Origin of the sequence: Streptomyces sp. 351MFTsu5.1 (assembly GCF_000383655.1) — a bacterium.
In the GTDB taxonomy this organism is placed as follows: domain Bacteria; phylum Actinomycetota; class Actinomycetes; order Streptomycetales; family Streptomycetaceae; genus Streptomyces; species Streptomyces griseorubiginosus.
In genome coordinates this window covers 93,394-117,449 of sequence record NZ_KB911799.1, presented here as the reverse complement: position 1 = coordinate 117,449, position 24,056 = coordinate 93,394, and the positions used below count along the sequence as shown (strand labels likewise).

Genomic DNA, 24,056 nt, shown 5'->3' with positions numbered 1-24,056 from the left:
GCACGCCTCGGCGGATGCCCCACCACTGGCTGGCCCCTCCGCCCTGCCGAGCAGGTGGTGGCGGCCTACTTGGCCGTCGTGTCGGCCGCGCGTCTCAAGGGAGTCTGGCGCCGTGGAAATTCCGTTGCTGGAACAGCGGCGTCTTCGGTCGAATGCCTTCATGACTCATGACGGATTAGCGAACCACGTGGATCAGAACCGACGCTTCTGGGATGACGAGGCGGCTGCGTGGCACGGTCCCCTCGCCCGTGATCACTGGGCGCAGGTGGAACCGTCCTGGGGGTTGTGGGCCACTCCCGAGTCGCAGGTGTCCCTGCTTCCGGACGGCATCGAGGGGATGCGCGCCATTGAGTTGGGCTGCGGTACTGCCTACGTTTCCGCTTGGCTGGCCAGAGCAGGAGCCCACCCGGTCGGGATCGACCTCTCGGAGAAGCAGCTCGCCACTGCGCGCGCGATGCAGACGGAGTTCGGCATCGACTTCCCCCTTGTCCTGGGGGATGCCGAGAAGGTGCCCTACGAGGACAACACGTTCGACCTGGCGATCAGCGAGTACGGCGCCTCTCTGTGGTGTGACCCCTACCAGTGGATCCCGGAAGCAGCCCGGCTCCTCGTTCCTGGAGGCCGGCTGGTGTTCTCACGCTACTCACCGCTGTTCGCGCTGTGTACAGCGCCCGAGGGACCAGCATCCACCACTCTGTCCCGGGGCCAGTTCGGTCTGACGCGGCTGGACTGGGGGAACCGCGTGGAGTTCGTCCTGCCGCATGGTGAGATGCTTCGTCTGCTGCGGGCCTGTGGCTTCGTCGTCGAAGACCTGATCGAGGTTCAGGCACCGGCATCTGCGCGGGACTACGCAGAGGTTTCCGCCGACTGGGCCCAGCAGTGGCCCAGCGAGGAGATCTGGAAGGCTCGGCTGGCAGGCTGACAGCTCCGTAGGCATCCTCACAGATCAAGAGGAACCGCAACGGCTTCCCAGGCCGCCTGCACTATGCAGGGGCTGCCCGGCCACCGCAGTCTGCGCCGGCGTCTCGGCACGTTCCGGGCACTGCCGTCTGCCCTCCTCCCGCTCGACACCGCCACACGGAGATCTCCGTGCGGTGAAGACTCGACACGTCCCCTACCCCGGAGGTCCTCGTGAGCGTCGCGGTCGGTCAGGCCGGGAATCCGTACCGCACGGGGCACAGCCGTGCCGGGGACTGCTCCGAGCCCCCGGCACGCACCTTCCGACCTACTGCCGGCTCCATTTCTGGTTGGAGCCGCCGTTGCAGGTCCACAGCTCGACGAGGGCGCCGTTCGCGGTGGAGCCTCCGGTGACATCCAGGCACAGCCCGGACTGGACGCTGGTGACGGTGCCGTCGCCGTTGAGATTCCACTGCTGGTTGGCACCGCCGGTGCAGTCCCAGATGACGACCTTGGTCCCCGGGGAGGTCCCGAAGCCGTTGGCGTCCAGGCACTTGTTTCCGTAGACCCGCAGTTCCTTGGCGGCGGTGGAGGTCCACTCCTGGTTGGTGCCGCCGTTGCAGTCCCAGATCGCGGTCTGCACGCCGTTGGTGGTGCTCGCGCCGGGCACGTCCAGGCAGCGGTTGGAGCCGGTGCCGCGCAGGACGTTGCCGGTACCGCTTCCGCCTCCGGGGTTGGTGCCGGTGCCCCAGCCCCACTGGAGCCGGTCGAGGCCGGACTGGTTGGTGAGGGTCAGGGACAGGTTGGTGCCGGTGCCGTTCAGGGAGGTGATGGCGCAGGAGGCGTTGTCACAGGGCCCGGGACCCTGGGTCTGGTTGGTCTCCTTGACGCCGGTCCACAGGACGGAACCGATGCCGAGGCTGCGTACGGTGTCGGTGAGGGCGTAGAGGTACGAGATGTTGTTGGTGCCGTCCTTGGGGCCGTTGTAGTTGACGCCGGTGTTCATCGGGACGCCGAACTCGGTCAGTACGGCGCGGTCGGCATAGCCGCACAGGTTGTTCGTGAACTCCTTGACCCAGTCGGCCTCGGTGGTGTGGGAGATGCCGAACATGCTGTAGATGTGGAGGGACAGCAGGGTCCCGGACAACCGGGAGTCGGCGCCGACGGCGCACAGATTCTGGTCGGCCCACAGGCCGGGGACGATCACGTGGTCACGGGGGAGGCTGGGGTAGTGCGCCAGCCAGTCGGCCTCGAAGTCGGTCAGGTCGGTGCTGTTGTACGCCCAGGGCTCGTTCATGATGTCGAAGTAGAAGTTGCTCTTCGCGCCGTACTTGTTGATCATCGTGTCCCACATCGCGTAGAACGACGCGGTGTCACTGACCTTTCCGTTCTGCAGCCACGGCGCGACGATGACCTTCATGCCCAGCGCGGTGGCGGCGTCCAGCGCCGCGGTGTAGCTGCCCCACCAGGTTCCCGAGGTGGTCGCCGCGTTGAACCCCATGCGGACGGTGTTGGCCCCCAGGCCCTGGAAGCCCTTGAGGATGGCCGTGGACTTCGTGTACGTGGTGGCGTAGTCGTCCGACGTGGACAGGCCGACGGGGATGTTCGGGCCGGTGATGAAGTTGTCGTCGGGATCTGCCCAGTTCACTCCGTGGAACTGGCTGGTGGCCGATGGCGCCGTGGCGGCCTGCGCCGGAGCGGCGGTGCCGCCGGTCAGTAGTCCAAGCAGCGCCAGGGCTGAGGCCGCCGAGCCGGCGATCAGGCGCCGGGCGGCCAGGAGGCTGCTGCGGCCGACGCCCTGACGTCTTTCCGGGTTGGCGGAAGCGTGCGGTTGCCCATAGGTCGCTGGATGTTCCCGGTGGCGAAGCAGGCGCGTCGTGGTTATGTTCACGAAGTCTCCTAGCGAGCTTGTGCGATTGCCGTGAGGGATCCCGGAGTTGCTGCCTCGGCAGGGGGCAGTGACGGCCCACACGGGGGCCACGGCCGGCGAACCTTTGGCAGGACCGGGTAGCACCGTCCCGTGCATGTCTCCTTGTGTTTGATTTCGTCTGCCACCCCCGCAGTCCTCGTTGGTGCGGCGCTCGCCGACGATGCGTGACGATTACCTGTCGATACATGGGATGAATACGGCGGGAGCCGGGGCTGAGTGACCTTCTTGGCGCGACCCTCACACCCGATTTACTGGGACCGGAGGAGAGCTTGCCTCCCTGGAACGGGCCGGTCAAGAGTTACGGCACGCAACGATGGGAGTAGACATGGGATCTGTTGCTTCATCAGGAGTCCATGACTGGACGCCTTGTAAGCCGCATGGAAGAAGGGTGCCGAAGTCTTTGCCAGCGGGCTTTGAACCAGATCACCGTTTCCTACGTTTGATTGTGCCGCATATTGTCGTATTGAGTTCCAGCCCGCCATGGTCCCCAGGTGCTTGACGAATGGGGGCGGCCTCACCTTCGCCTCGCTCAGCCCGGGCCGCGGGCGGTCGCACCGTGTCGGCAGAGCTCATGCATGGTGACCGGGTTGATGCCGGACCGGCCGGACTCGGTGAAGTTCCCAATCAGCGAGCACAGAACATCCGGACGTCGCGCTCCGCGGACCCTGCCCGGCTGCACCACGTCACGGGACGCGATCGGGCGGCGCGCCACTTGCAGGGAACGCGCGAAGAGGTACGCAGATTGTGTGTGGGAGGCATACAGCGTGGGGTGCAGGACCGTCCTGGAAGTGGAACTGTCCACTGCGGCCGGGCATCTGGGGGAAGTGAGCGTGGACCACGAACTCGCGTCGTTCGGCGCGGCATTACGTGCCCATCGCAAGCAAGCCGGACTCACTCAAAAGCAGCTCGCCGACCAAGCCGGGGTCAGCGTCCGCACGGTCCGTGCGATCGAGCTCGGCCAGGTTGATCGCCCTCACACCGCGTCGTTGCGGATGCTCGGTTTGGTGGTCGGCTTGGAGGGACCCGGTGAGGCTGCCACGGCGGGATGCCAGGTTGAGGTGCTCGGACCGCTCGTGGTGCGGCGCGACGGTCAGGTCGTGGAGGCGGGAGGGGCGAAGCAGCGCAGTCTGCTCGCTGTACTCGCGCTGCGGTGCAACGACATCGTGTCCCAGGCGGAGATCATCGACGTGCTGTGGGGAGACGGCCCCCCGGCCACCTGCCGCGAGTTGCTCTACGGCTACGTCTCGCGGCTGCGGAAAGTGCTCGGCGGCGAACGTATCGAGGCGCGCTCAGGCTCGGGCTACCGGCTCGTCGCGGACATCCATGAGCTCGACGTCCTGAGGTTTGACGCTCTGGTCGCCGCGGGCGACTGGGAAGCCGCACTCGGATGCTGGCGTGGTGCCGTGCTCGCCGACCTGCCCGAACCGGTGCGACAGCATCCTCGCGCCCTCACGTTGACCGAACAGCGGCTTGCCGCGGGAGTCGCGCACGCGGATGCGTTGATCGCCGCCGGCGCACACGGCGACGCGGTGCAGGCCCTGCGCGCGCTGGTGGCCAATGAGCCGTTGCACGAGGAGCTGTGCGCACGGCTGATGGTGGCGCTCGCGGGTTGCGGTCAGCAGGGTGTCGCACTGGAGTTGTACGAGTCGCTGAGGAACAGGCTCTCAACCGAGCTCGGCGTCTCACCAGGAGCCAGCCTGCGCCAAGCCCATCTGCGGGTGCTGCGGCAGGAGATACCCGCTGCGGGGGCACTGCGACAGCTGCCGGCTCCGCCGCCCGGGTTCACCGGGCGTGCCTCCCAGCTCGCGGCACTGGACCACGCCCGCGACGCCGGAACCATGATCGCCGCGATCGGCGGTGCGGGCGGCACGGGCAAGACGTGGCTCGCGCTGACCTGGGCTCACCACAACTCGGCGCGGTTCCCCGACGGTCAGTTGTACGTCAACATGCGCGGCTACGACCCGACTTCGCCGCCGTTGCCGGTCGAGACGGCATTGCACGGCTTTCTGCGGGCGCTCGGTGTGGATCCTGCCGCGATGCCGCCGGACCTCGACGGCATGGCCGCGCTCTACCGCGGCCTGCTCGCCGAGCGGAAGGTGCTGGTGGTTCTGGACAACGCCCGCGATGCCGACCACGTGACCCCATTGCTGCCCAGTGGCACGGCGAGCGCGGCCCTGGTCACCAGCCGCAACGAACTGCCGGAGCTTGTCGCCACCCGCGGCGCGTGGCCGATCACGCTCGACGCGCTGACCGGCTCCGAAGCACGCGACCTGCTCGCACACCGCCTCGGCGTGCACAGGCTCGCGGCGGAACCGGACGCTGTCGCGGCCGTTCTGCACTGGTGTTCTGGACTGCCGCTGGCGCTCGGCATCGTGATCGCCCGCGCCACCAGGGCATCACTGACCGGGCTCGCAGCCGAGCTGAACAGTACGCAAACCAGGCTGAGCGCACTCGACGCGGGCGGTCCTCCGGCGAATCTGCGCGTTGTTCTCGACACCTCCCACGCGGCGCTGTCCTCGGCAGCGGCTCGGCTGTTCCGCCAGCTGGCCATCACGCCGGGCCCGGACATCGGGACACAGGCCGCCATCGCCGTCGCAGGCCCCGCCACGCCAGTTCTGCTTCGTGAGCTCACCATCGCCCATCTCGTCGACGAACATGTGCCCGACCGCTACCGCCTGCACGACCTGGTACGGCTCTACGCGGCCGAGAAGTGCGGTGAAGCCGAACGCAACACCGCTCTCAGCCGGACAGTCGAGCACTACCTGCACAGTGCCCTGGCCTGCGCCGAGGTCATGGGCCATCACCGACTGCCCCCTGTCGACGCGTTGCCCTCGCCGGGAAGCAACCCGTACCGGCCGGGTGACATGGCCGCGGCGCTTGCCTGGACCGAGGCGGAACACGAGTCGCTGACCGCCGTCGTCGATCTTCGTCTGCCCGGCGTGAGCTGGCAACTGCCCAGAGCACTCGCCGTCTACCACTGGCGGTACGGACGGCTGCATGACGACATGGCCATGTGGACCACCGCTCGCGAGGTCGCCGAACGCATCGGCGACGTCACAGCGCTCGTCCAAGCCGACACCAGCCTCGGTGACAGCCACGCCACGCTCGGCGACTTCCCGGCCGCACTGTCCCACCTCGAACGTGCCATCGCACTGGCGGCCCGACTCGGCGACCTCGCGGCGGAGGCGGACGCCCACAACTCGCTGGCGTGGGCGTGGGAAGGCAGGCGGGATCACCGCAAGGCTCTCGATCACGCCCGCACTGCACTCGCCCGTTACCAGGCGCTGGGCAAACCCCATCTGGAAGCCGACATGCTCAACTGCGTCGGCTGGTGTCTCATCAGGCTGGGCCGCCGAGACGAGGGCCGCGCCTGGTGTGAGAAGGCCCTGGCGCTGAGTGAGGAACACGGGCACCGTGATGGCACCGCGCACACGTTACGCAGCCTCGGCGAGCTGGAGCTGGAAACCAAGAGGTACCAGGAGGCGGTACGTCACCTGCAGACCTCGAGCCAACTGTTCGCACGGCTGCAGCACAGTTTCGCGCAGGCGGGTGTGCTGGCCCGCCTTGGCGAAGCAGCGCACGCGCTCGGGCGCGACGGCCTCGCCCGCAGTTCTTGGGAGCGGGCGCTGGAACTGTACCGGGCACAAGGCCGCGAGGAGTCGGCAGCCAGAATGCTCAGCCGGCTGGCCTCGCTCGACTGAGACCGTCGCCGAACCCATCGCCGTAGGGCAGGCGAGTTTCACGCAGGAATGAAACACGTGATCGCGACCGGCAGTCGCTGCCAGACTCGTCGCACAAGAACAGAAATCAACAAGCAAGGGGGAAAAGCACCATGCCTGTGATGAAACGAGTCCTGACGGCGATCGTTGCGACCGGCGCAGTGGTGAGCACGTCCGGTGGAGTCGCCGCGGCCCAGGCATCCGAGCCGGCCTACACCGCGGCGGTGACCTGCATCGGCACGTCGTTCTCCGGCCAACTGGGCACGAACCAGGCCATCTGCAACAGCGGATACATGGTGATCATGCAGGACAACGGTGATCTCGTGCTCCGCCGCTCGAACGGAAGTGCCTGTTACGCCAGCGGCACACGGGCCCCCGGCGACGCAACTGCCAGCTTCCACGGCGGTTGGGATGTCCAACCCTACGTCGACATCAACAGCGTCTCCCAGGGTTTCCGCGGCCGGATCTGGGGGGCCAACCGCCTCCCCTCGATCGGTACGAACGCGAACGTGAACAACAAGGGCGAGTTCTGGATCGGTTACAGGAAGATCGGCTACTGCTGATCGGGCTCAGACCTGTTGCGGGGCCGATTGCCGTCCTCGCAACAGGTCCGTCCCCAGCGACGTGACCGCATGGAACACGACGTTGGCCTCGCGCCTGCTCACCACCAACCCCGCTCGCCTCAGCACGGTGAGGTGCTGGCTGGCCGAAGAGACCAGAACACCGGCACGGCAGGCGAGTTCACTCGTACTGCCACCGTCAGCGGCCGCTTCCAGCACCGCAGCCCTGCTGCACCCCAGCAGACCGGGCAGCGCCGCATCCCGTGCGAAGCCGGGAGTCCGAGCGATCGGGAGCACCAACACCGGCGTGTCTTCCTGGCGCACCAATGTGATGGGTGTTCCTTCACAGAAGTACGACGGAACCAGCAGCAGTCCGCGGCCCTCCAGGCTGAGTTCCCGCTCCACCGGATAGTCGACGGCCAACGTCGACGTCGAGCCGGACCATCGCATCCGCGGCGAGAGACGGCCGAGCAGCCCCTCCGCACCACCGTCAGCGAGCAGCGCGGCCGCACGGGCACGCTCAGCGGCGACCTCGTCCCGCACGGTGGGCCAGAACGGCCCGACGGCCACCCTGTGATAGCGCACCAGTGCCTCACCGAGACGTCGAACCGCGGATGACCTGCCCTCGGCCAACGGCCGCAGCGCGTCTTTGACACCGGGGCTGACCGCCAGCAAGCCGACCTCGCGGCGGAGTCGTGACACTGACGTGTCCAGCAGCGGCGCCACTGCCTCCACGGGATCGGCCGAGCACCCGTACGGCGTCAGGAAGTCCGGGATGTACCCACGCGGTGGAACGAGTGCACGCAGCAGACCCAGGTCGGGCGACAGCCTGCGCGCCATGGCGTGGCGCCACGCCGCGCCGGCGGGACCGGCGGAGCCGCGCTGGAGCCAATGCAGGCTCAGTACCGTCTCCCACATCAGTGCCGGGCCGGCGGCCAATCGAACCCGGCCCAGATCGAGCGCGGTGAACCGGATGCGCAACATGAGTTCCTCCGCCCTCCGTGCGCCCTTCTACGGCGGCCCCGACGTCAGCGGAGCCGCCGTTGGACACCGATCAGACGCAGTCGAGCGGCGTGTTGCTCGATTCCCTGTCGGTCGCGTTGTAGATGACTCCGTAGTTGCAACCAGGGCCCACCCACGTCGGCCATGTCTGGTAGTAGGTGTTGCCTGCGTACATCCAGATGTCAGGCGACTTGAACGTCTGCTTGGCAGGGTTCACCCACTCGAGGTGCCCGTAGATCGGCGTGCCCGTCTTCTTCTCGTAGGAGACCCGAATGCTTCCCTGCTGGTTCACCGGCGTGATGCTGATGCACAGTCGCCCGTTCCGCAGATCCGTGCAGGCCGGGTTTGCCGCCACACCTTCCGCGCCGGTCCCGGTGGCCTGGGCCACCCCTCCGGACAGCGCCATCAACGAGAGCGAAACAACCGCTACAAGGCTCGTTTTGTTCTTCATACCGAACAACGCTAGCCAGGGCAGTTTGCCGAAAACCTGCCGAAGCGCTGGCTGGTGAACAGGGGTTATCCACGAGCTCGGCGGCAGAACTGCCGCTGATACTTGGTGGGGGGGTTGCCGCACGATCGAGGGACATCTGCACTGGCTTGAGGAACCGCGGCCCAGGGGTGGCGGTCAAGCGCAAGGAGCCGGCCGGGAACGGGGTGCCAGTCACGGTGACGTGCCGGGTGTTCAAGCTCGCCAGACGGCCCTCCTACCGCTGGCTCGGCAAGCCGGTTGCCCAGGCCGTGTTGGAGGAGGCGTACCGCGCGAACGCACTGTTCGACGCCCGATGTGGCGACCCGGAGTTCAACCACCGGTTCCTTGCCGATGAGGCCCGTGGCGCCGGGCCGGGATGGCGGACCGGACGACCGCGTGGCGGATCTGCAGGGACACCGCTGGTGGAGCGTGTTCGGGGAGGAGCGCGGCGGGAGCAAGAAGGGCCGGTCTGCCAGTGCATGACGATCTCGTGAGCCGCACCTTCACCGCGTCCGGCCCGAGTCGTCTACGGCTCGCGGACATCACCGAACACGCCACCGGCGGGGGGAAGTTGCTGCTCTGCGCGGTCAAGGACGTCTTCAGTAACAGGATCGTGGGCTACTCCATCGACCGCTCGGCGTAGGCCACCAGCGAGGAAATGCGGATCGCGATCGTGACCTGGATAGAGAGGACCTTTCACCGGCGCCGCAGACAGACCTCGCTCGCCCGGCTGACCCCGTCGAATTCAAAATCACCCGATCCGGCACTTCTTGTGAACGACCTGGTCTCGACTCAGCTCTGACGTGACGCAGGGGGTCGCACGGGCCGACGGCGGACGGTGTCCGGCCGGACGCGGGAGACCGTCCGCCACGACAGCGGGGCGGTGGTCCTGCTCTGAGGGACGGGGCTCTGTGGCCGGGGTGCAGGTGCGGGTCCGGGCATCTTTCGTCGGGGCGTGTTGCGCCGTGCGCAGCAGCCCTGGTGCTCGACGAAACGGGAGAGCCGGACCGGGGCCGTGCCGGTGTCGGGCATGAGGGTCGCGGCCCGGACCGAAATGGGGACCGCGTCGTCGGCCGGTGCCTCGGGGTGGATGTCGTTGCCGTGGTCTGGCGTGAAGCGGTCGGGCGGGGGTGTGGTTCGGGCGAGTCGGAAGACGCAATGCCGTGGTGGTGGCATGGCTGAAGATGCTCATGCCACCACCACGGGGCGGATGGGCGCCCTGAGTCCCTCCAGGCCCTGGGACCCCCTGGGCCCCTTGGGCCCCCTAGGACACCGTGGCGCGGTCCGGCGTCCGCGTGCCGTTGCGGGCTGCCCTGCGCTGGCGTATCACCGCGAAGACCACCACGGCCAGCGCCACCAGGGTGGACAGGACGACCTGGTCGCGGCCGCCGCCGTCGGCCGTGTCGGTGAGCATGTAGCCCAGGACGAAGGTGATCAGGGCGATGGTGGCCCAGGTCAGGTAGGGGTACAACCACATTTTGACGACCAGCTTCTCGGGTGACTCGCGCTGGATGATCCTGCGCATCCGCAGCTGGGAGAAGCAGATCACCAGCCAGACGAACAGGGCGATCGCACCGGAGGAGTTGAGCAGGAACTGGAAGACGGTGTCGGGCCACAGGTAGTTGAAGGCGACCGCGACGAACCCGAAGACCACCGAGGCCAGGATGGCCGACTGGGGCACCCCACGACCGGTGGTCCGCCCGAACGCGGCCGGGGCGTCGCTGCGGCGGCCGAGCGAGAAGGCCATCCGGGAGGCCGTGTACAGGCCGGAGTTGAGGCAGGAGAGCACCGAGGTCAGCACGATGGCGTTCATGATCTGGCCGGCGTGCGGGATGCCGATGGAGCTCAGGGCGGCGACGTACGAGCCGTCCTTGAGGATCGCCGGGTCGTCCCAGCGCAGCAGGGAGACCACGATCAGGATCGAGCCCAGGTAGAACACCGCGATCCGCCAGATCACGCTGTTGGTGGCCTTGGTGACGGCGGCGCGGGGGTCGGCGGTCTCGCCGGCCGCGAGGGTGACGATCTCGCTGCCCATGAAGGAGAAGACGACCATCAGGACGCCGGTGAGGATCGCTCCGGGCCCGTTGGGCAGGAAGCCGCCGTGCGCGGTGAGGTTGGCGAAGCCCGATGCCGGGTGGTCCGAACCGGGCAGCAGACCGAAGATCGCGAGACCGCCGACCACGATGAACGCGCCGATCGCGACGACCTTGATGCCGGCGAACCAGAACTCGAACTCGCCGTAGGAGCTGACCGAGGCCAGGTTGGTGGCGGTGAGGACGACCATGACGATCAGGGCCCAGCCCCACTGCGGGACCGCGGGTATCCAGCCGGCCAGGATCTTGGCCCCGGCGGTCGCCTCGACGGCGAGCACCACGACCCAGAAGAACCAGTACAGCCAGCCGATGGTGAAGCCGGCCCAACGGCCGAGCGCGCGGTCCGCGTAGGCGGAGAACGAACCCGAGGTGGGGTTGGCCGCGGCCATCTCGCCGAGCATGCGCATCACGAGGACGACCAGGACGCCGACGAGGGCGTACGAGATCAGGATGCCGGGCCCCGCGGCGGCGATGCCGGAGCCGGAGCCGACGAACAGGCCGGCGCCGATGACACCTCCGATCGCGATCATCGACAGGTGGCGGTTCTTGAGCCCGGGCTTCAGCCCCTGCTCGTCGGGCGGACTCTGGGTGATCGTTGCGGTCATCGCGACATCCATGAGGGGAGTTGGGGACGGTGACCGGGAAATTAGTTCAGTAGGATCCAAAAAAACAGTCTTGTTTAAGTGTTCACCATGCTCTATTTTCCGTACATGCAGAGCACGTCATGCCACCGTCCCCCGTAACCTCGCTCCGCAGGCCGTTAGGGTGGCGTCGTGGTGAACGCAGCGGGCAAGTTCGGGCCCTACAACCAGCCGGCGTCCGCGCAGGTCGGCGGGGTGTGGGACACCCGTGTGCTGGCCGGCCGGGGCCCCACCGGCGCCGAGCTCGTCCGCTCCCGCATCGCCCTGCGGCTGCGTCTGCGGTCCGTGTCACCGGGCGACCGGCTGCCGGACGCGGGCGTCCTCGCCGAGGAACTGGGCATCAGCGAGATCACCGTGCGCCGGGCGCTGGAGGCCATGTGCCAGGACGGTCTGCTCGACCGCCGTCGGGGCCGGGCGGGCGGCACCTTCGTGGCGGCCGACTGGAACACCGTCGTCGCCGTGGCGCACAACGCCGACGAGACGGCCTCGCTGGACTCCTTCCACCTGCTGCTCGAGTGCGGTCTCGTGGCGCACGGCGCGGGCGAGGTGCCGGACGGCCGGCTCGACGGACTGCGGACCCTGGTCGAGGAGATGGACCGGTCCGAGGATCCGGCCCGGCTGCTCGAACTGGAGACCCGCTTCCACCTGGACCTCGCCGAGGCGCTCGGCGGCGTCGGGATCCGCGAGTTCGCCGCCGACCTGCTCGGCCGCCAGTGCCTGCTGGGGCCCGCGCCCGCCCCTTCGGTGATACGGGCCCGCAACCGCTGCCACGCCGACCTGCTCGACGAACTCACCCGGGGCGCGATGGACCCGGCGGTACGCGCCGTGAAGGCACACCGCCACGCCGGACTGAACTGACCCCCTCTCCCCCGGTCTCCCCCTCCCCCGTGCCGCCGACCCGCTGAAGGAGCTGTCTCCATGCCGGTACCCGGACCTGTCGGCCCGCCGTCGGCGTCGGACCCCGCCGCCGACACGCCGCAGCGGCTGCGCGGCGGTGTCCTCGGCATGGCGGACATCGCGGCCGCCACGATGGCCAACGTCGGCCCCGCGATGAGCTTCTTCTTCGGCTTCGCCTTCCTGGCCACCACCGCGGGCATCGCGTCCCCGCTGACCATCGTGGCGGCCGGGGTCGCGGTCGCTCTGCTCGGCAACACGCTGGCCGAGTTCTCCCGGGCGCACCCCTCGGCGGGCAGCTTCACCACCTTCGTCGGCAAAACCTTCGGGCCGGTCAGCGCGGTGACGACGGCCCTGCTGGCCGGGCTCGGCTACATCATCGCGATGGCCTCGGTGATCGCGATCTCGGGCGGCTTCGTGCAGATCACCCTCCAGCACTACACGGGCGTGGACCTGCCGTGGATCATCTGGACACTGCTCCTCACCGGCCTCTCGGTGGTGCTGATGCTGCGCGGGATCGTGGTCTCCACCAAGTGGGCCGGCTACTTCTTCGGCGTGGAGATGCTGATGCTCGTCGTGGTCTCGGTCGCGGCGATCGTCGAGCACCGCGGCAACCTCTCCGCCGCCCCGTTCCTGCCCGGCCATCTCACCCACGGGCTCAAGGGCCTCGCCGCCGGATTCCCGCTGGCGGTCTACCTGTTCATCGGCTGGGAGAACTCGGCCGCGCTCGCCGAGGAGACGGAGAACCCACGGCGCAACGTCGGCCGCGCGGTGTTCTCCTCCGTCGCGATCATGACGGTGAGCTACATCCTCTTCTCCTACGCCACGGTGACCGGCTTCGGCTACGACCTGGACCGGCTCGGCGCCTCCCGCATCCCCTTCATCGACGTCGCCCAGCACACCCTCGGCGCGCTGGCGTTCCTCGCCTACGTCGGCGGCCTGACCTCCACCCTCGGCGTGCTGATCGCGGGCATCAACTCCCAGGCCCGCCTGGTCTTCAACGCGGGGCGCGAGGGTCTGCTGCCCTCCTTCTTCGGATACGTCCACCCCACGCGCCGTACGCCGAACAACGCGATCGTCACCTTCGCCGTCACCGCGCTGCTGATCATCGGCGGCTGGGGCCTCGGCCACCTGCTCGGCTCCGGCGGCGGTCAGATGAACCCGGTGGTCTTCTTCACGGAGTCCTCCAGCCTGGGCGCCATCCTGATCCTGCTGGTCTACCTCGCGTCCAACATCGCCCTGCCGCTGTACTACCGCCGCTACCGCCCGCAGGAGTTCCGGACCGTGCGGCACCTTGTGCTGCCCGGGCTCGGCGCCCTCGCCATCCTGGTCCCGCTCTACTACCTCGCCAAGCCCGGCCAGCCCGCCCCGTACAGCTGGTTCCCGTACGCGGCCCTGGCCACCCTGCTCGCGGCCGTCGGCTACGCGACCCTCCTGGTCCGCCGGGATCCCGGTCTGGCGGAGCGGGTGGGCTCGGTGGTCGCGGACGCGGAGTAGCGTCCGCGGGTGCCGCCGCCCGACGCGGAGTGGCCGCCGCGGGCGCCGTCGGCGCCGGTCCCGTGGCGCCCTGTCAGACCAGGCGCCCGACGCGATGGCCGCGCCGTGCGGCCTCGTTGCAGCCCCACTCCGGTGCCTCCGCCAACCAGGCTGCCCTGTTCGCGCTGATCGCCGCATCCGCCCGGTTCATGGCGGCAGGGGTCAGAAGCTGTACGGGCCGAAGCGGCCCCAGGCCACCAGGGCGGCCAGGATCAACAGGACGGCGTTGAAGGCGATGGCGCCGGGTTCCTTGCGTCGGGCGTGGGTCATCGCGGCCAGCACCATCACCACTCCCAGGCCGGTCGCGGCCAGCGGCGTCAGTACGGGGGCTATGCCGGTGGCCCCGGGCAGGATCAGCCCGAGAGCGGCGGCGAACTCCACGACCCCGATGAAGCGCACGGTGCCCTGGGAGAAGTCGGCCACCCAGGGCAGCTGCTCGGTCAGCTTCTCCTTGGGCCGGGTGGACTTCGTGACACCGGCCATGGCGAACATGGCGGCGAGCACCGCCTGCACGATCCACAGGAAGACGTTCACGGGAGAGGACCTTTCGGGGAGGGGAGGAAGTAGGGCCGGGAAGGAGCGCGCGGGCGCCCCTTCCCAGGAACGGCCGAAGGGCGGGACGTGCCGGCCGCCGGGGCCGGCGATGCCGAGAACCGTCAATGATCACCCGTTCTCGGCTCGGGCGAGACGGCTGCGTCAGTCCTCGATGGAGAGGGCCGCCAGGGACCGCATCGCCGGATCACTGTGCCGCGAACCGTCCCAGACGGTGTTGAGCCGAGTTATCCGGCCCACGCTGTCGAGTTCCAGTGCGGTGACGCCGCTCAGTTCCGGCCTGCCGTCCACCACCCATTCGTAGCCGCCGCCTTGTGCGCTGCCGAGCACGTGGCGGACCACCGCCCCCGGCCCGTACGGCAGCTGGGGCAGCGCTCGCTGGAGGTAGCGGCCGATCGCCAGCCGTCCCTGCAGGCCGGCTCTCGTGGTCAGGTCCTCGAAGACGGCGTCGGCGGAGAACAGCGCTGCGCTCCGTGCGGCGTCGCCCGCCGCCATCGCGGCGCCCAGTTGACGGGCGACCCGGTCGATGACCGGGGATGCGTTCTGCCGTACTTTGTCCACGCCGAGGGTGCGCGGGTACTGGTCGACCGGGGCACGGCCGGTGATGGCGGGATTGCGCCGTCCGTCCCAGTAGTCGACCTGGCGGGTGATCCTGCCGTCCTTGAAGTCGAACGTGGAAAGCGCGCGGATTTCCGCCCCGAACATTTCGGGTGTGTCGACGAAGTGGACGATGGCACTGTTGGTGTCGCCGAAGATCCGCAGCGGGTACGCCAGCGCGCCCGGTGCCCAGCTGCTCATGACCTGGGTGTTTGCTTCCTTCATGGTGGTCCAGTCGGTCACGACGACGCTGCCGCCGAGAGTGGCGTCGTAGTAGCCGACCTGGGACCGGAGGAAGTGCTCCATGAAGGCGTCGGGGTCATGCAGGCTCTTGGCTGTGAAGTAGCTGCGGAAGAAGGCCACTGCTTTCTTGGAGGCGTGGCTGGTGTCCGCGACATCCGGGTAGATGCCGGCGCGGCGTTCGGCTGGTCCGGACTGTGTCGTCGCCGGTGCGGCCCCGGCGGCCGGGGCGGAACCGAGAAGTGCCAGTCCGGCGGCAGCGCCGCCGACGGTCAGAAGTGCTCGTCTGTCCATCATGAACCGTTCGGGTCATGGGCCGTTGTGTCGACGGTCCGGGTAGGCAGGTGTGCAGGGCTCGGCGTCCGTGTGCGATCAGGAGCATCCGGGTTTCGGGGCCGGAGCAGTTGCTGCTGTGGCTCTGCCGTGGCCGTGGTGAGGTGGTCGGCGTCGCAGGAGGCCTCGGCGTAGGCGGCGATCGTGTTGAGCAGGGCGGTGCCTATCGCCGGGGCCGTCCGGCCTGCTCAGATCGTGATGACGAGCTTGCCCCGGGCGTGGCCTGCCTGGCTGCGGGCGTGGGCCTCGGCGATCCGGTCGAGGGGGTACGTGGCTTCGATGTGCGGGACGTACGCTCCGGCCGCCCCCAGCTCCGCGGCCTCCACCAGCGAGGCCGGCGTGGGGACGTCGGGTGAGACCGAGAGACGGGCGCCGTGCTGCTGAGCGGTCGGGTCGGCGATGGAGACGACGGCTGCCGGAGTGGGCGCGATCTTGACGAGGTCCGGGACGGAGCCGGCGCCCGCCAGGTCGACGACGGCATCCACACCGGCGGGAGCGAGCGCGCTCACGCGGTCCGCCAGCCCGGGCCCGTAGGTCGTGGGCGTGGCGCCGAGCGAGCGCAGGTAGTCGTGGTTGCCCTCACCGGCGGTGCCTATCACGGTGGCTCCCCGGGCGACGGCGAACTGGACCAAGGCACTGCCGACACCACCGGAGGCACCCTCGACCAGCAGCGTGGTGCCCGCACCGACCTTCAGCTCGTTCAGCACGCGGACCGCCGTCTCGGCCGCCACGCCCACGGCTGCGGCCTGCTCCGTCGTCCACGCGTCCGGTACCGGCGCCCATTCGTAGAGCACCGCGTACTCGGCCGTGGTCCCCACGGCCGAGTTCCCGAACACCCGGTCGCCGACGGCGACACCCGCAACGCCGTCACCGACCTCGTCCACCACTCCGGCTGCGTCCCGGCCCGGGATCTTCGGGAACTGCAGCGGCATCATCTCCTTCAGGTACCCGGCCCGGAGTTTGAAGTCGATCGGGTTGACGCTGGCGGCCTCGACCCGGATCCGGATGTCGCCCGGACCGGCGTGCGGCTCGGGCACGTCCTCGACCCTCAGCACCGACGGGTCGCCGTACTCGTGATAGGTCACTGCTCGCATCGAAATGGACCTCCAAGTCTTTTGGGGAATCGGGTAGTTGGGATTCGATAGCTGGGTGGGCGGCGGGTGGGCGCCATGCTGCGGGGCGCTCAGGCGGCCTCGGTGACCGAGTGCGTCACCCGTGCCGCGTCCGCGCCCGCACGAGGAGGATCCGCTCGCCCCTCGGGGAGGGGGCCTCGTGGGGACCTCGTGGGGCCATGGGTATGGGGTGGCCGGTACAGACGGGGGCGGAGCGGGAGCACCTGCCCAGCCGTTGCTTCAGGCGGCGTCGTACTCGGGGAAGAGCTGCTCGACGCCGTCACGCTTGGTGTACATGTCCCAGTACTGGTCGGCCAGCGCGTCCGGGTCGACGAGCGGGCCCGTGCCGGAGCCGGTCTCGGCCAGGCTCTTCGCGGCGAGTTCGGCCATCTCGCTCCGGGCGATGAACGCGGCGATGGACAGGGTGCCGGCGTAGATGCCGGCGTCGGCCAGCTCGCCGTTGAGCGAGAAGAGCCAGTTGCGGGCGGCTGCCATGAGCGGGCCGACGCCGCTGGCGAAGGGGCGCGGCGAGGCGGCCGTGGCGCCGGTGGTCATCAGGAAGGCGCCGTCACCGCGCTCGTTCCACTCCGGCAGCACGGCCTGGGCCACCTCGACCGGGGTGAGCAGGAGCAGCGGGCTGTCCTTGCGCAGGGTGGCCGCGTCCAGCTTCGCGGCGGGAGTGAAGGCCTGCTCGCCGCTGATCGGACCGTACTCGACCACGTCGATGCGACCGAAGTGGTCACGGATGGCCTGGACCGTGGCGCCGGCCTGCTCCGGCTTGGACAGGTCGGCGGTGAAACCGGCCGCGTCGATGCCTTCACCCTTCAGCTCCTCGACGAGGGCGTCGAGACGCTCCTTGCCGCGGGCGACGAGCGCCACACGGAAGCCCTCGCGGGCGAAGCGGCGGGCGACGGAGGCGCCGAGGCCCTTACCGGCGCCGAAGATGGCGATCACCTTGGACATGGGATGTTCCCCTCTTCACTGTTCGGATTGCGGTGCGGTGGTGGGGTGGGGTGAGGTGGGGTGGAACAGGGTCCGGTTCATGGCGGACCGCCCGAGGACGTCATCCTCGTGTGTTCCAGACGAGGGGGGCTCTGCGGATCCAGGTGTTGTCCTCGATCGTCTGGATGAGGAACTGGGCGAGGTCTGCGCGGTTGATGCGGGCGCCGGGCTTTTCGGTGCCGGCCTCGGCGGCCCGTACGGGACCATTGAGGGGCTTGCCGGTGAGGGTGACGGCGCGGGCCAGGGTCCAGTCGATGCCGGACGAGGCGCGGACGAGTTGGTCGACGCCGGTGTGGTCCTCGAAGCCTGCCTTGATGTTCGACCGGTTGATGAACGCCTTGACCAGCCAGTTGAGTCGGTCCCAGTCGTCGCCGGAGCCCTGCGTGGACGTCAGCACGATGCGGTGGATGCCCTGTTCGCCCATGACGGTGAGCGTGTTGCGGGTGGCGTCGGTCATGAACATCGGCGGGCTGATGGGCTTGGCCCACGGGTTGTCGGAGGCGCGGGCGTTGTTCAGCGTGCTGATCACCGCCTCGGTGCCTTCGGCGGCCTTGCGGAGGTCGTCGATGTTGGCGGGCGTGCCCTGGATCAGCTCGACGCCGGCCGGTGCCTGCACTTTGTCGGGGTTGCGGACGAGGGCGCGGACGTGGTGGCCGCGCCGGGCGGCGTGCTCCAGGACGTGGGCGCCGGTGCGGCCACTGCCGCCCAGGACCAGGAAGTTGCTCATGGTGATCAAACGCCTTTCGGTCAGTTCAGAGGTGGATCAGGCGGCCGGCCGGCCGGTCAGGGCAGAGCCCAGACGGCGGGCCTCGTCGTGCGCCTTGGTCATGGACGCCTCGTGCATAGGCAGCAGCGGTGCCAGCATCGGCACGTAGGGGGCCATGGTCAGTTCGGGCAGGACCGTCGTCAGGTCGAGGCCGAGGTTGCTCGGGTGGCCCAGGACGGTTTCCAGCGTCGGCACCAGGTGGTCCATGCCCTCCTTCGGGGCGCCGGGGCCGTAGCCGCCGCCGCGTGCGGAGATCACCGTGGCGGGGCGGCCGAGGGTGGGAGGAGGTCCGTCGAAGCTCAGGGTGCGCCCGCCGACCATGATCTGGTCCAGCCACGCCTTGAACACCGACGGCATCGTGAGGTTGTACAGCGGCACGGTGAACAGGTAGGCGTCGGCGCCGAGAAACTCGTCGATCAGCTCGTCCTGGACCGCCGCGGCCTTCGCCTGCTCGGGGGTGTGCTCGGCGGGGTCGGTGGTGCGAGCGGTGATACCCGCCGCGGTGAGGTGCGGGGCGGGTGAGACGGCCAGGTCGCGGTGGACGACCGCGCCCTTCCACTGGTCACGGAAGGACCGTGCGACCTGACGGGAGACGGAGGCCTCGCCGAGCGAGGACGCGTCGATGTGCAGCAGGTAGGACATGGAGAATTCAGCCTTTCGACATGATCAAGGGTGGGTCGGAGGGTGGGTCGTGGGGCGAACGGCGGAGGTCAGTTGGGGGCCGGTACGGCGCAGCCGTCGGGGCCGCAGACCGCTGCGTCGCCACCGGTCGCGAGGGTGAGCGGGTGCGACTCGTTCCAGGCCGTGCGCAGCACGTCGAGCAGGCCGTCGCTGTCCTGCGCGCCGGAGATGCCGTACCTGGCGTCGACGACGATGAAGGGCGCGCCGGTGGCGCCCAGGCGCTGGGCGCGGGCGGCATCGTCGCCCACCTGCCGCTGGTAGCGGTGGTCGGTGAGCGCCCGGCGGGTGCCCTCGCGGTCCAGGCCGATCTCCTGGCCCAGGTCGAGCAGGTCGTCCATGGCGAAGACGGGGCGGGCCTGGCCGAAGTAGGCGTGGAAGATCGCGTCCCAGGCTTCGCGGTTCTTGCCCTCGGCGGAGGCGTGGGCGAGGAACTCGTGCGCCAGGTCGGTGTTGGCGACCAAGTTGTCCAGCACCTTGTAGGGGGTCAGTCCCTCGGCTGCTGCCAGCGCCTCGATCCGACGCGTGGACGCCTCGGCCTGGGAGCCGCCGATACCGTGCCGGCGCAGCAGCGCCTCCCGGACGGAGAACGTCTCCCCCACGGGGAAGGAACTGCCCAGCGGGAAGGAGTGATGGACGACCTCCACCTCGTTGCCGTGCTCGAACCGCTCCACAGCCCGGCCCAGACGGTGGCTGCCCAGTCCGCACCAGGGGCAGGTGACCTCGGACCAGATCTCGATCTTCATGACGCGTGCCTTCCGTCCCTGCGCTTGATTCCTACGATTTGTTCGTAGCGCCATCATGGGCCAGTATGGAAGCCGATACAAAAGGCACATCGGTGTTCGTGCCGGAGAGGAATGTGCGTCATGGAGGTCACCGGCAGTTCGGGCGGGGCGGCGGCGGTGGGGCCCTGCGCCGCCATCCCCGCCGAGCACATGGAGTTCATCCGGCAGGTCCTCGACCGCGTCGGCGACAAGTGGAGCCTGCTGCTCATCGCGGTGGTGGCGGCCGGCCCGCTGCGCTACACCGACCTGCAACGCCAGGTCCCCGGAATCTCCCAGCGCATGCTCACCCTCACGCTCCGCCAGCTCCGGGAGGACGGTCTGATCACCCGCACCGCGTACGCGGAGGTTCCACCACGCGTCGAGTACGCCCTCACCCCGCTGGGCCGCGGCCTCCACGAGATCGTGACGTCCCTGATCGGCTGGGCCGCCGACCACCATGACGAGATCCGCGCGCACCGGGCGCGCGCTGCGGCACCGGCAGCCCGGTCCTGAGCTTGTTCTCCAGCGGGTCCCACGGCGGCGGTTGAGTTTGCGTGAAGAAAAACTACGACGCCGTCGAGAGCCCTGACGGCCTTGTCTTCACCGTCCGCCTGCCTCCCGTTGTCGAGCACCACTCTGGACTGGCTCGCCCGCGGTGGCGGGCGCTGCCCGCGGGAAAGATCGGGGGGATCGTGCCGGCGCGTCCTGGGCATGGTCCGCACGGATCCGAAGGGGGCGACCGCGCTGGTGCAACGAAGACAGGTCGTGGCAATTGGCGTCGATGGTGCCTGGAAGGGATTGGGGCATGGCGGAAGAGGCGAAGGTTCGGATAGGTGACGTTGTGCGGGTCACCGGTGGGCCATTCGCAGGCTTCAAGGGGCCTGTGGGAGCAGTCGACTTCGGTCGTGGACGCGTGCGGCTGACCGTCGACATCTTGGGTGACATGAGCATCATCGACGTGCCCTTGTCGGATGTTGCGGGGGCCGACTGAACTCATCGTTGTCACAGCCGCTTCGAACAGCCAACCCCCTACCGCTTCGTACGGGACACCACCGGACCAATTTCGCCACCGTAAGGCGACGAACTCCACCACGCCGTCGCGACCATGCACGACTTCGCCCCGAGATGGTGAAACCCAAGGCCAGCCAGCACATAGGCACGCCAGTACCAGGCCTTCTGCAACACCCATTAGTTTGAGAGGGTGTTCGAACGAGTCAGTGCTGAAGAAGCCGCGGCCCTGGAGGCGCTCTCCTGGAAGGTGCGCAACGAGCTGGCGGCCGCGGGGCTGCCCGTGCTCGCGCCGATGATGGATTCGGTCCTGGCCGGTGGCGCCGAGGTGGACGTCGATGACGGTGCCGACGCGGCGGGCGGCGTGTTCATCAGCTGGAAGACAAGCCCCCGTATGCAGGCCTGCGCACGCCGCGCGTTCGGGCTGAAGCAACTGCATGAGCCGGTCCTGCGGCACTCCCATGCAGTCGGGGCCGCAATGATAGAGGCGATGGCCGCGGTGTTGTCCTCGGCGGGCTTCACTGTTGAGAACGCGCGCGACGACTACCACCGCCCGCAGCAGTTGCGAGTCCTTGCCGGACCGCCGTCCCAACAGCAGCCGGTTTGGTCGCTTCGCGACGATGAGCTGGCCCTGCCCGGATGGCACGATGCTCCTGTCGACGGTGCTGACTGAAACCACTGCGGATCACGGGCAGAAGCGCCCGGCTGGAGACTGTGTCCTGTGGACCACCGCGCCGCCCTCGAGGAGTCCCCCGACGGGCACGGTCCCACGCGCATCCCCGATGGGTGGACAGGTGTCCGCCTCCAGGCCGTGCTTGCCCGCTCGACGGTCTGTCGTGCCGAGGCAGTGGCGTCGGGGCTGCCGGTTGAGCAAGAGGGTGGCGGCTGAATTGAGTGGTGTCGGCGGGCCGATTGTCTCGAGTGCGGGCCGTCACCCGCTCCAAGAACGCCTCCCGGTTCGTCGTGCTGCCCCGCCGCTGGGTCGTTGAACGCTCACACGCCTGCGACTTGCACGCCCCCCGGCACGCACGCGACTACCAACAGCTCTGCAGGAGACGTTGCCGAGCCGCCGCCGTCCCGTTGATCGAGGGCAGGTCGTCACTGGCAGGACAGCATTGGAGTCCTTGGGGGGAAGTTGCTCAGCCCCTGTCCTTCATTGCCTGGTGCTGCGTCTGTTCTGGCGAGCTCCTGGGCATGGGCGGCCGCGTCCGTCGCCCGGCGCCGAGCTTCGCGGACAGTCCGGTCGACGGCCCGTCCGTGATGGCGGCCCTTGAGAGCGGCCAGCGCCACCGCGGCGTACGAGCAAGGACGAGGACTCCGCGCCCAGGCCCCCGGCGACGGCAAGGGTGCGAGGCCGGGCGTCGCCGAGTACGGCGTGCCTCCGAAAACCCCCTCCCACGGAACGGCGTACGCCTGGCGGACAGGCGGTGACGGGGCGGGTTTGTCGGGTCGGGTGTGGGGCGCCACCGTCAGGGCGGCGCCCCGCTCGGGTCAGCCGACGTGCAGGGTCAGGGCGGCGGTGTGGAGCGTGCCGCCGGTCTGGAACTGCAGGAACAGCCGCCAGTTGCCGGAGGTGGGCAGTTCGGCGTGGAAGTTGAGGTCCGGGCCGCCGTCGTCGCCGGTCACCTTGGTGGTGGGGTGGAGGTGGGCGAACGCGGTGTCGCCTTCGTGGAAGGCAGTCAGGTGGGCGTAGGTGTCCAGGTAGGGCTGCAGGTCGGTGACGGGCTTGCCGTCCTTGGCGATGGAGACGGTCAGCGGGTGCGCCATGCCGGCCATGGGCTCGCCCTTGACGGTGACGGTGTACCCGTCGACCTGCGTGCTGGTGGCGGGAGCGGGCAGCGGGGTCTTGGCCGCGGTGCCGGGCACGGTGACGGTGCGGGAGAGCACGAGGTCCTTGTCCTTGCCGGATCCGCCATCTGGGGTGAAGGAGGCGAACAGGCGCCAGGAACCCGGTGCGAGGGAGGCCAGATCAGCCGTCCAGGTGCCGTCGCCGGCCATGGTCGGGTGGATGTGCTGGAAGCCGGTCAGGTCGGAGCGGATGGCGTAGAAGTGCATCCGCTTGGTCTGGTCGAGGGCGAAGCCGGTGACCGCCTTGCCGTCCGGGCCCGTGACCGTGAATCGGTAAGCGGTCTGCTTGTCGGACGGCAGGATCGCGTCCTTGGCGGTCAGACGGTAGCCGTCCTCGGTGTCGGACAGGCCGTTGCCGGAGGCCATGTGGTCCATGCCGGGCATGTCACCCATGGCTTCCGGCGCGCTGGGCGAGGAGGAAGCGGAGGACTTGCTGCCGTGGTCCATGCCGGGCATGGACGACGAGTCGCCGGAGGAGCCGCAGGCGGCAAGCGTCAACGCGAGAGCGGCTGCGGTGCCGGCCGCCGCGAAGGTTCGGCGGCGGGCGGTAGGGCGGGAAGAGGTGGCCATCGAGGTGAGTCTTTCCGGGTGGGCGCACCACACCGGTGGTGCGCGGAAACGAGCAGGTCGCGGGGTCGGCTCCGGCCTGGGGCCGGGATCCGGTGCGCGCCTGTCACGTCCGCGCGATACACACCTGAAGCAGGAGATCTCGCCCGCTGTCCGGGGGCCCACGCCGTCCCGTCCGACTGGCTGCCGCCCGCAGGCGGGTCAGCATCCACGGGGTAAGCGCTGCGGCGCCTGCCACGTCGATCAGGCCGGGCGCGGGCAGGGGGATCCGCTCGTGGGCCGGAGTCGATACGCACAGCGACCCGGGCATCCCGGAGAGGCCGGCGGCACGGACGGCGAAGCCGGGCGTGGGCACGGCGGGCGCACGGGTCGCGAGCAGCGCGGGGTCGTGGCCGCCGGTGATCGGCGAGGGCGCCATCGTGGGCATGGCGCCGTGGCAGCCCTGTCCGGCCGTAGCCGGGGCGCCGTGCATGAGGAACAGGCCGAACAGCACCGCGCACACCGCCAGCAGCCGGGCGATGCCCCGCCTGCCTGCGTGTTCGCTACCCACGTTCTGTCCCTTCCTGTCCCATACCGTTCGGGGTGCCGCCTGCCGTCGTCCACACCATACCCGGGCGGGGTATGAACCGCATCGCGTGCATCGCGTCAGCCCTAGAGGCGCTAGGACTAGGCGGTGTTCAGTAAGCCGTGCCGATACAGAGGTGACATGGGTCACGGAAAGCGGGCCCGGATCTTGGAATGCCCTGTTCCGCCGCGCTGCTCTACTTGCTGTGGGCGCATCATGCCCTGGGGGGCGCCGGGCGACGATGCCGGGTGAGGGAAGCCGCTTCGACACGGTACGGACCCAC

General features: G+C 69.1%; 22 protein-coding genes. 9 read left to right on the top strand and 13 right to left on the bottom strand.

Annotated features, from left to right (window positions below; translation table 11 throughout):
- The first annotated feature begins 112 nt into the window (after positions 1-112).
- The gene (locus H295_RS0138320; protein WP_234021773.1) at positions 113-922 is read left to right on the top strand and encodes a class I SAM-dependent methyltransferase; all 810 of its coding nucleotides are present in this window, start codon (positions 113-115) and stop codon (positions 920-922) included.
- Between the two features lie 303 nt (positions 923-1,225).
- Here H295_RS0138320 and H295_RS0138315 read toward each other — a convergent pair whose 3' ends face one another.
- The gene (locus H295_RS0138315) at positions 1,226-2,788 is read right to left on the bottom strand and encodes a ricin-type beta-trefoil lectin domain protein (protein ID WP_020140662.1); all 1,563 of its coding nucleotides are present in this window, start codon (positions 2,786-2,788) and stop codon (positions 1,226-1,228) included.
- A gap of 827 nt (positions 2,789-3,615) precedes the next feature.
- On the opposite strand from H295_RS0138315, the gene H295_RS0138305 reads away from it, so the two are divergent.
- Both H295_RS0138305 and H295_RS0138300 read left to right on the top strand, forming a co-directional pair.
- Positions 3,616-6,528 carry a BTAD domain-containing putative transcriptional regulator gene (locus H295_RS0138305; protein WP_158691113.1) on the top strand — a complete coding sequence of 971 codons (2,913 nt, stop codon included), beginning with the start codon at positions 3,616-3,618 and terminating at the stop codon, positions 6,526-6,528.
- 140 nt (positions 6,529-6,668) lie between these two features.
- Positions 6,669-7,109: a hypothetical protein gene (locus H295_RS0138300; protein WP_063741210.1), complete on the top strand. Its 441-nt coding sequence runs from the start codon at positions 6,669-6,671 to the stop codon at positions 7,107-7,109.
- 6 nt (positions 7,110-7,115) lie between these two features.
- On the opposite strand, the gene H295_RS0138295 is transcribed toward H295_RS0138300, so the two are convergent.
- Both H295_RS0138295 and H295_RS0138290 read right to left on the bottom strand, forming a co-directional pair.
- Positions 7,116-8,090 carry an ArsR/SmtB family transcription factor gene (locus H295_RS0138295; protein ID WP_020140658.1) on the bottom strand — a complete coding sequence of 325 codons (975 nt, stop codon included), beginning with the start codon at positions 8,088-8,090 and terminating at the stop codon, positions 7,116-7,118.
- 70 nt (positions 8,091-8,160) lie between these two features.
- A complete protein-coding gene (locus H295_RS0138290) occupies positions 8,161-8,559 on the bottom strand; it encodes a hypothetical protein (RefSeq protein WP_158691112.1) in 399 nt (132 codons plus the stop codon).
- A 493-nt stretch (positions 8,560-9,052) separates the two neighbouring features.
- On the opposite strand from H295_RS0138290, the gene H295_RS47355 reads away from it, so the two are divergent.
- The gene (locus H295_RS47355) at positions 9,053-9,220 is read left to right on the top strand and encodes a hypothetical protein (RefSeq protein WP_020140656.1); all 168 of its coding nucleotides are present in this window, start codon (positions 9,053-9,055) and stop codon (positions 9,218-9,220) included.
- Between the two features lie 621 nt (positions 9,221-9,841).
- On the opposite strand, the gene H295_RS44255 is transcribed toward H295_RS47355, so the two are convergent.
- A complete protein-coding gene (locus H295_RS44255; RefSeq protein ID WP_106961054.1) occupies positions 9,842-11,275 on the bottom strand; it encodes an amino acid permease in 1,434 nt (477 codons plus the stop codon).
- Positions 11,276-11,443: 168 nt separating this feature from the next.
- On the opposite strand from H295_RS44255, the gene H295_RS0138275 reads away from it, so the two are divergent.
- Positions 11,444-12,169, top strand: a complete 726-nt coding sequence (locus H295_RS0138275) for a FadR/GntR family transcriptional regulator (protein ID WP_020140654.1) — start codon at positions 11,444-11,446, stop codon at positions 12,167-12,169.
- Positions 12,170-12,229: 60 nt separating this feature from the next.
- Positions 12,230-13,702: an APC family permease gene (locus tag H295_RS0138270; protein WP_020140653.1), complete on the top strand. Its 1,473-nt coding sequence runs from the start codon at positions 12,230-12,232 to the stop codon at positions 13,700-13,702.
- 201 nt (positions 13,703-13,903) lie between these two features.
- Here H295_RS0138270 and H295_RS0138265 read toward each other — a convergent pair whose 3' ends face one another.
- The 7 genes from H295_RS0138265 to H295_RS0138235 form a co-directional block, all read right to left on the bottom strand.
- Entirely contained in the window at positions 13,904-14,275 is a 372-nt protein-coding gene (locus H295_RS0138265; RefSeq protein WP_020140652.1) for a DoxX family protein, read from the bottom strand.
- A gap of 162 nt (positions 14,276-14,437) precedes the next feature.
- Positions 14,438-15,427 (bottom strand): hypothetical protein, encoded by a 990-nt coding sequence (locus H295_RS44250; protein WP_020140651.1) that lies wholly within the window; start codon positions 15,425-15,427, stop codon positions 14,438-14,440.
- A 224-nt stretch (positions 15,428-15,651) separates the two neighbouring features.
- Positions 15,652-16,557 (bottom strand): NADP-dependent oxidoreductase, encoded by a 906-nt coding sequence (locus tag H295_RS0138255; RefSeq protein ID WP_028810135.1) that lies wholly within the window; start codon positions 16,555-16,557, stop codon positions 15,652-15,654.
- A 258-nt stretch (positions 16,558-16,815) separates the two neighbouring features.
- Positions 16,816-17,538 (bottom strand): SDR family NAD(P)-dependent oxidoreductase, encoded by a 723-nt coding sequence (locus tag H295_RS0138250; RefSeq protein ID WP_020140649.1) that lies wholly within the window; start codon positions 17,536-17,538, stop codon positions 16,816-16,818.
- 100 nt (positions 17,539-17,638) lie between these two features.
- On the bottom strand, positions 17,639-18,304 hold the full coding sequence (locus tag H295_RS0138245) for an NAD(P)-dependent oxidoreductase (protein WP_028810134.1): 666 nt from the start codon (positions 18,302-18,304) through the stop codon (positions 17,639-17,641).
- A 36-nt stretch (positions 18,305-18,340) separates the two neighbouring features.
- Positions 18,341-18,985 (bottom strand): FMN-dependent NADH-azoreductase, encoded by a 645-nt coding sequence (locus H295_RS0138240; protein ID WP_020140647.1) that lies wholly within the window; start codon positions 18,983-18,985, stop codon positions 18,341-18,343.
- A gap of 68 nt (positions 18,986-19,053) precedes the next feature.
- Positions 19,054-19,767 carry a DsbA family oxidoreductase gene (locus H295_RS0138235; protein ID WP_020140646.1) on the bottom strand — a complete coding sequence of 238 codons (714 nt, stop codon included), beginning with the start codon at positions 19,765-19,767 and terminating at the stop codon, positions 19,054-19,056.
- Positions 19,768-19,887: 120 nt separating this feature from the next.
- Between H295_RS0138235 and H295_RS0138230 the strand changes: the two genes are divergently transcribed.
- The 3 genes from H295_RS0138230 (at position 19,888) to H295_RS0138220 (ending at position 21,466) form a co-directional block, all read left to right on the top strand.
- The gene (locus H295_RS0138230; RefSeq protein ID WP_020140645.1) at positions 19,888-20,298 is read left to right on the top strand and encodes a winged helix-turn-helix transcriptional regulator; all 411 of its coding nucleotides are present in this window, start codon (positions 19,888-19,890) and stop codon (positions 20,296-20,298) included.
- A 292-nt stretch (positions 20,299-20,590) separates the two neighbouring features.
- The gene (locus H295_RS0138225; RefSeq protein WP_020140644.1) at positions 20,591-20,776 is read left to right on the top strand and encodes a KOW motif-containing protein; all 186 of its coding nucleotides are present in this window, start codon (positions 20,591-20,593) and stop codon (positions 20,774-20,776) included.
- 210 nt (positions 20,777-20,986) lie between these two features.
- Positions 20,987-21,466, top strand: a complete 480-nt coding sequence (locus tag H295_RS0138220) for a hypothetical protein (RefSeq protein ID WP_020140643.1) — start codon at positions 20,987-20,989, stop codon at positions 21,464-21,466.
- An 818-nt stretch (positions 21,467-22,284) separates the two neighbouring features.
- On the opposite strand, the gene H295_RS47695 is transcribed toward H295_RS0138220, so the two are convergent.
- Positions 22,285-23,211 carry a hypothetical protein gene (locus H295_RS47695; RefSeq protein WP_028810133.1) on the bottom strand — a complete coding sequence of 309 codons (927 nt, stop codon included), beginning with the start codon at positions 23,209-23,211 and terminating at the stop codon, positions 22,285-22,287.
- Between the two features lie 103 nt (positions 23,212-23,314).
- On the bottom strand, positions 23,315-23,758 hold the full coding sequence (locus tag H295_RS0138210; RefSeq protein WP_020140641.1) for a hypothetical protein: 444 nt from the start codon (positions 23,756-23,758) through the stop codon (positions 23,315-23,317).
- Positions 23,759-24,056: the final 298 nt, after the last annotated feature.

Bases quoted from the DNA above. Each gene is read 5' to 3' on its own strand.
- H295_RS0138300 (WP_063741210.1), top strand. From the start codon at position 6,669: ATGAAACGAGTCCTGACGGCGATCGTTGCGACCGGCGCAGTGGTGAGC.
- H295_RS0138295 (WP_020140658.1), bottom strand. From the start codon at position 8,090: ATGTTGCGCATCCGGTTCACCGCGCTCGATCTGGGCCGGGTTCGATTG.
- H295_RS0138290 (WP_158691112.1), bottom strand. From the start codon at position 8,559: ATGAAGAACAAAACGAGCCTTGTAGCGGTTGTTTCGCTCTCGTTGATG.
- H295_RS44255 (WP_106961054.1), bottom strand. From the start codon at position 11,275: ATGACCGCAACGATCACCCAGAGTCCGCCCGACGAGCAGGGGCTGAAG.
- H295_RS0138270 (WP_020140653.1), top strand. From the start codon at position 12,230: ATGCCGGTACCCGGACCTGTCGGCCCGCCGTCGGCGTCGGACCCCGCC.
- H295_RS44250 (WP_020140651.1), bottom strand. From the start codon at position 15,427: ATGATGGACAGACGAGCACTTCTGACCGTCGGCGGCGCTGCCGCCGGA.
- H295_RS0138255 (WP_028810135.1), bottom strand. From the start codon at position 16,557: ATGCGAGCAGTGACCTATCACGAGTACGGCGACCCGTCGGTGCTGAGG.
- H295_RS0138250 (WP_020140649.1), bottom strand. From the start codon at position 17,538: ATGTCCAAGGTGATCGCCATCTTCGGCGCCGGTAAGGGCCTCGGCGCC.
- H295_RS0138245 (WP_028810134.1), bottom strand. From the start codon at position 18,304: ATGAGCAACTTCCTGGTCCTGGGCGGCAGTGGCCGCACCGGCGCCCAC.
- H295_RS0138240 (WP_020140647.1), bottom strand. From the start codon at position 18,985: ATGTCCTACCTGCTGCACATCGACGCGTCCTCGCTCGGCGAGGCCTCC.
- H295_RS0138235 (WP_020140646.1), bottom strand. From the start codon at position 19,767: ATGAAGATCGAGATCTGGTCCGAGGTCACCTGCCCCTGGTGCGGACTG.
- H295_RS0138230 (WP_020140645.1), top strand. From the start codon at position 19,888: ATGGAGGTCACCGGCAGTTCGGGCGGGGCGGCGGCGGTGGGGCCCTGC.
- H295_RS0138225 (WP_020140644.1), top strand. From the start codon at position 20,591: ATGGCGGAAGAGGCGAAGGTTCGGATAGGTGACGTTGTGCGGGTCACC.
- H295_RS47695 (WP_028810133.1), bottom strand. From the start codon at position 23,211: ATGGCCACCTCTTCCCGCCCTACCGCCCGCCGCCGAACCTTCGCGGCG.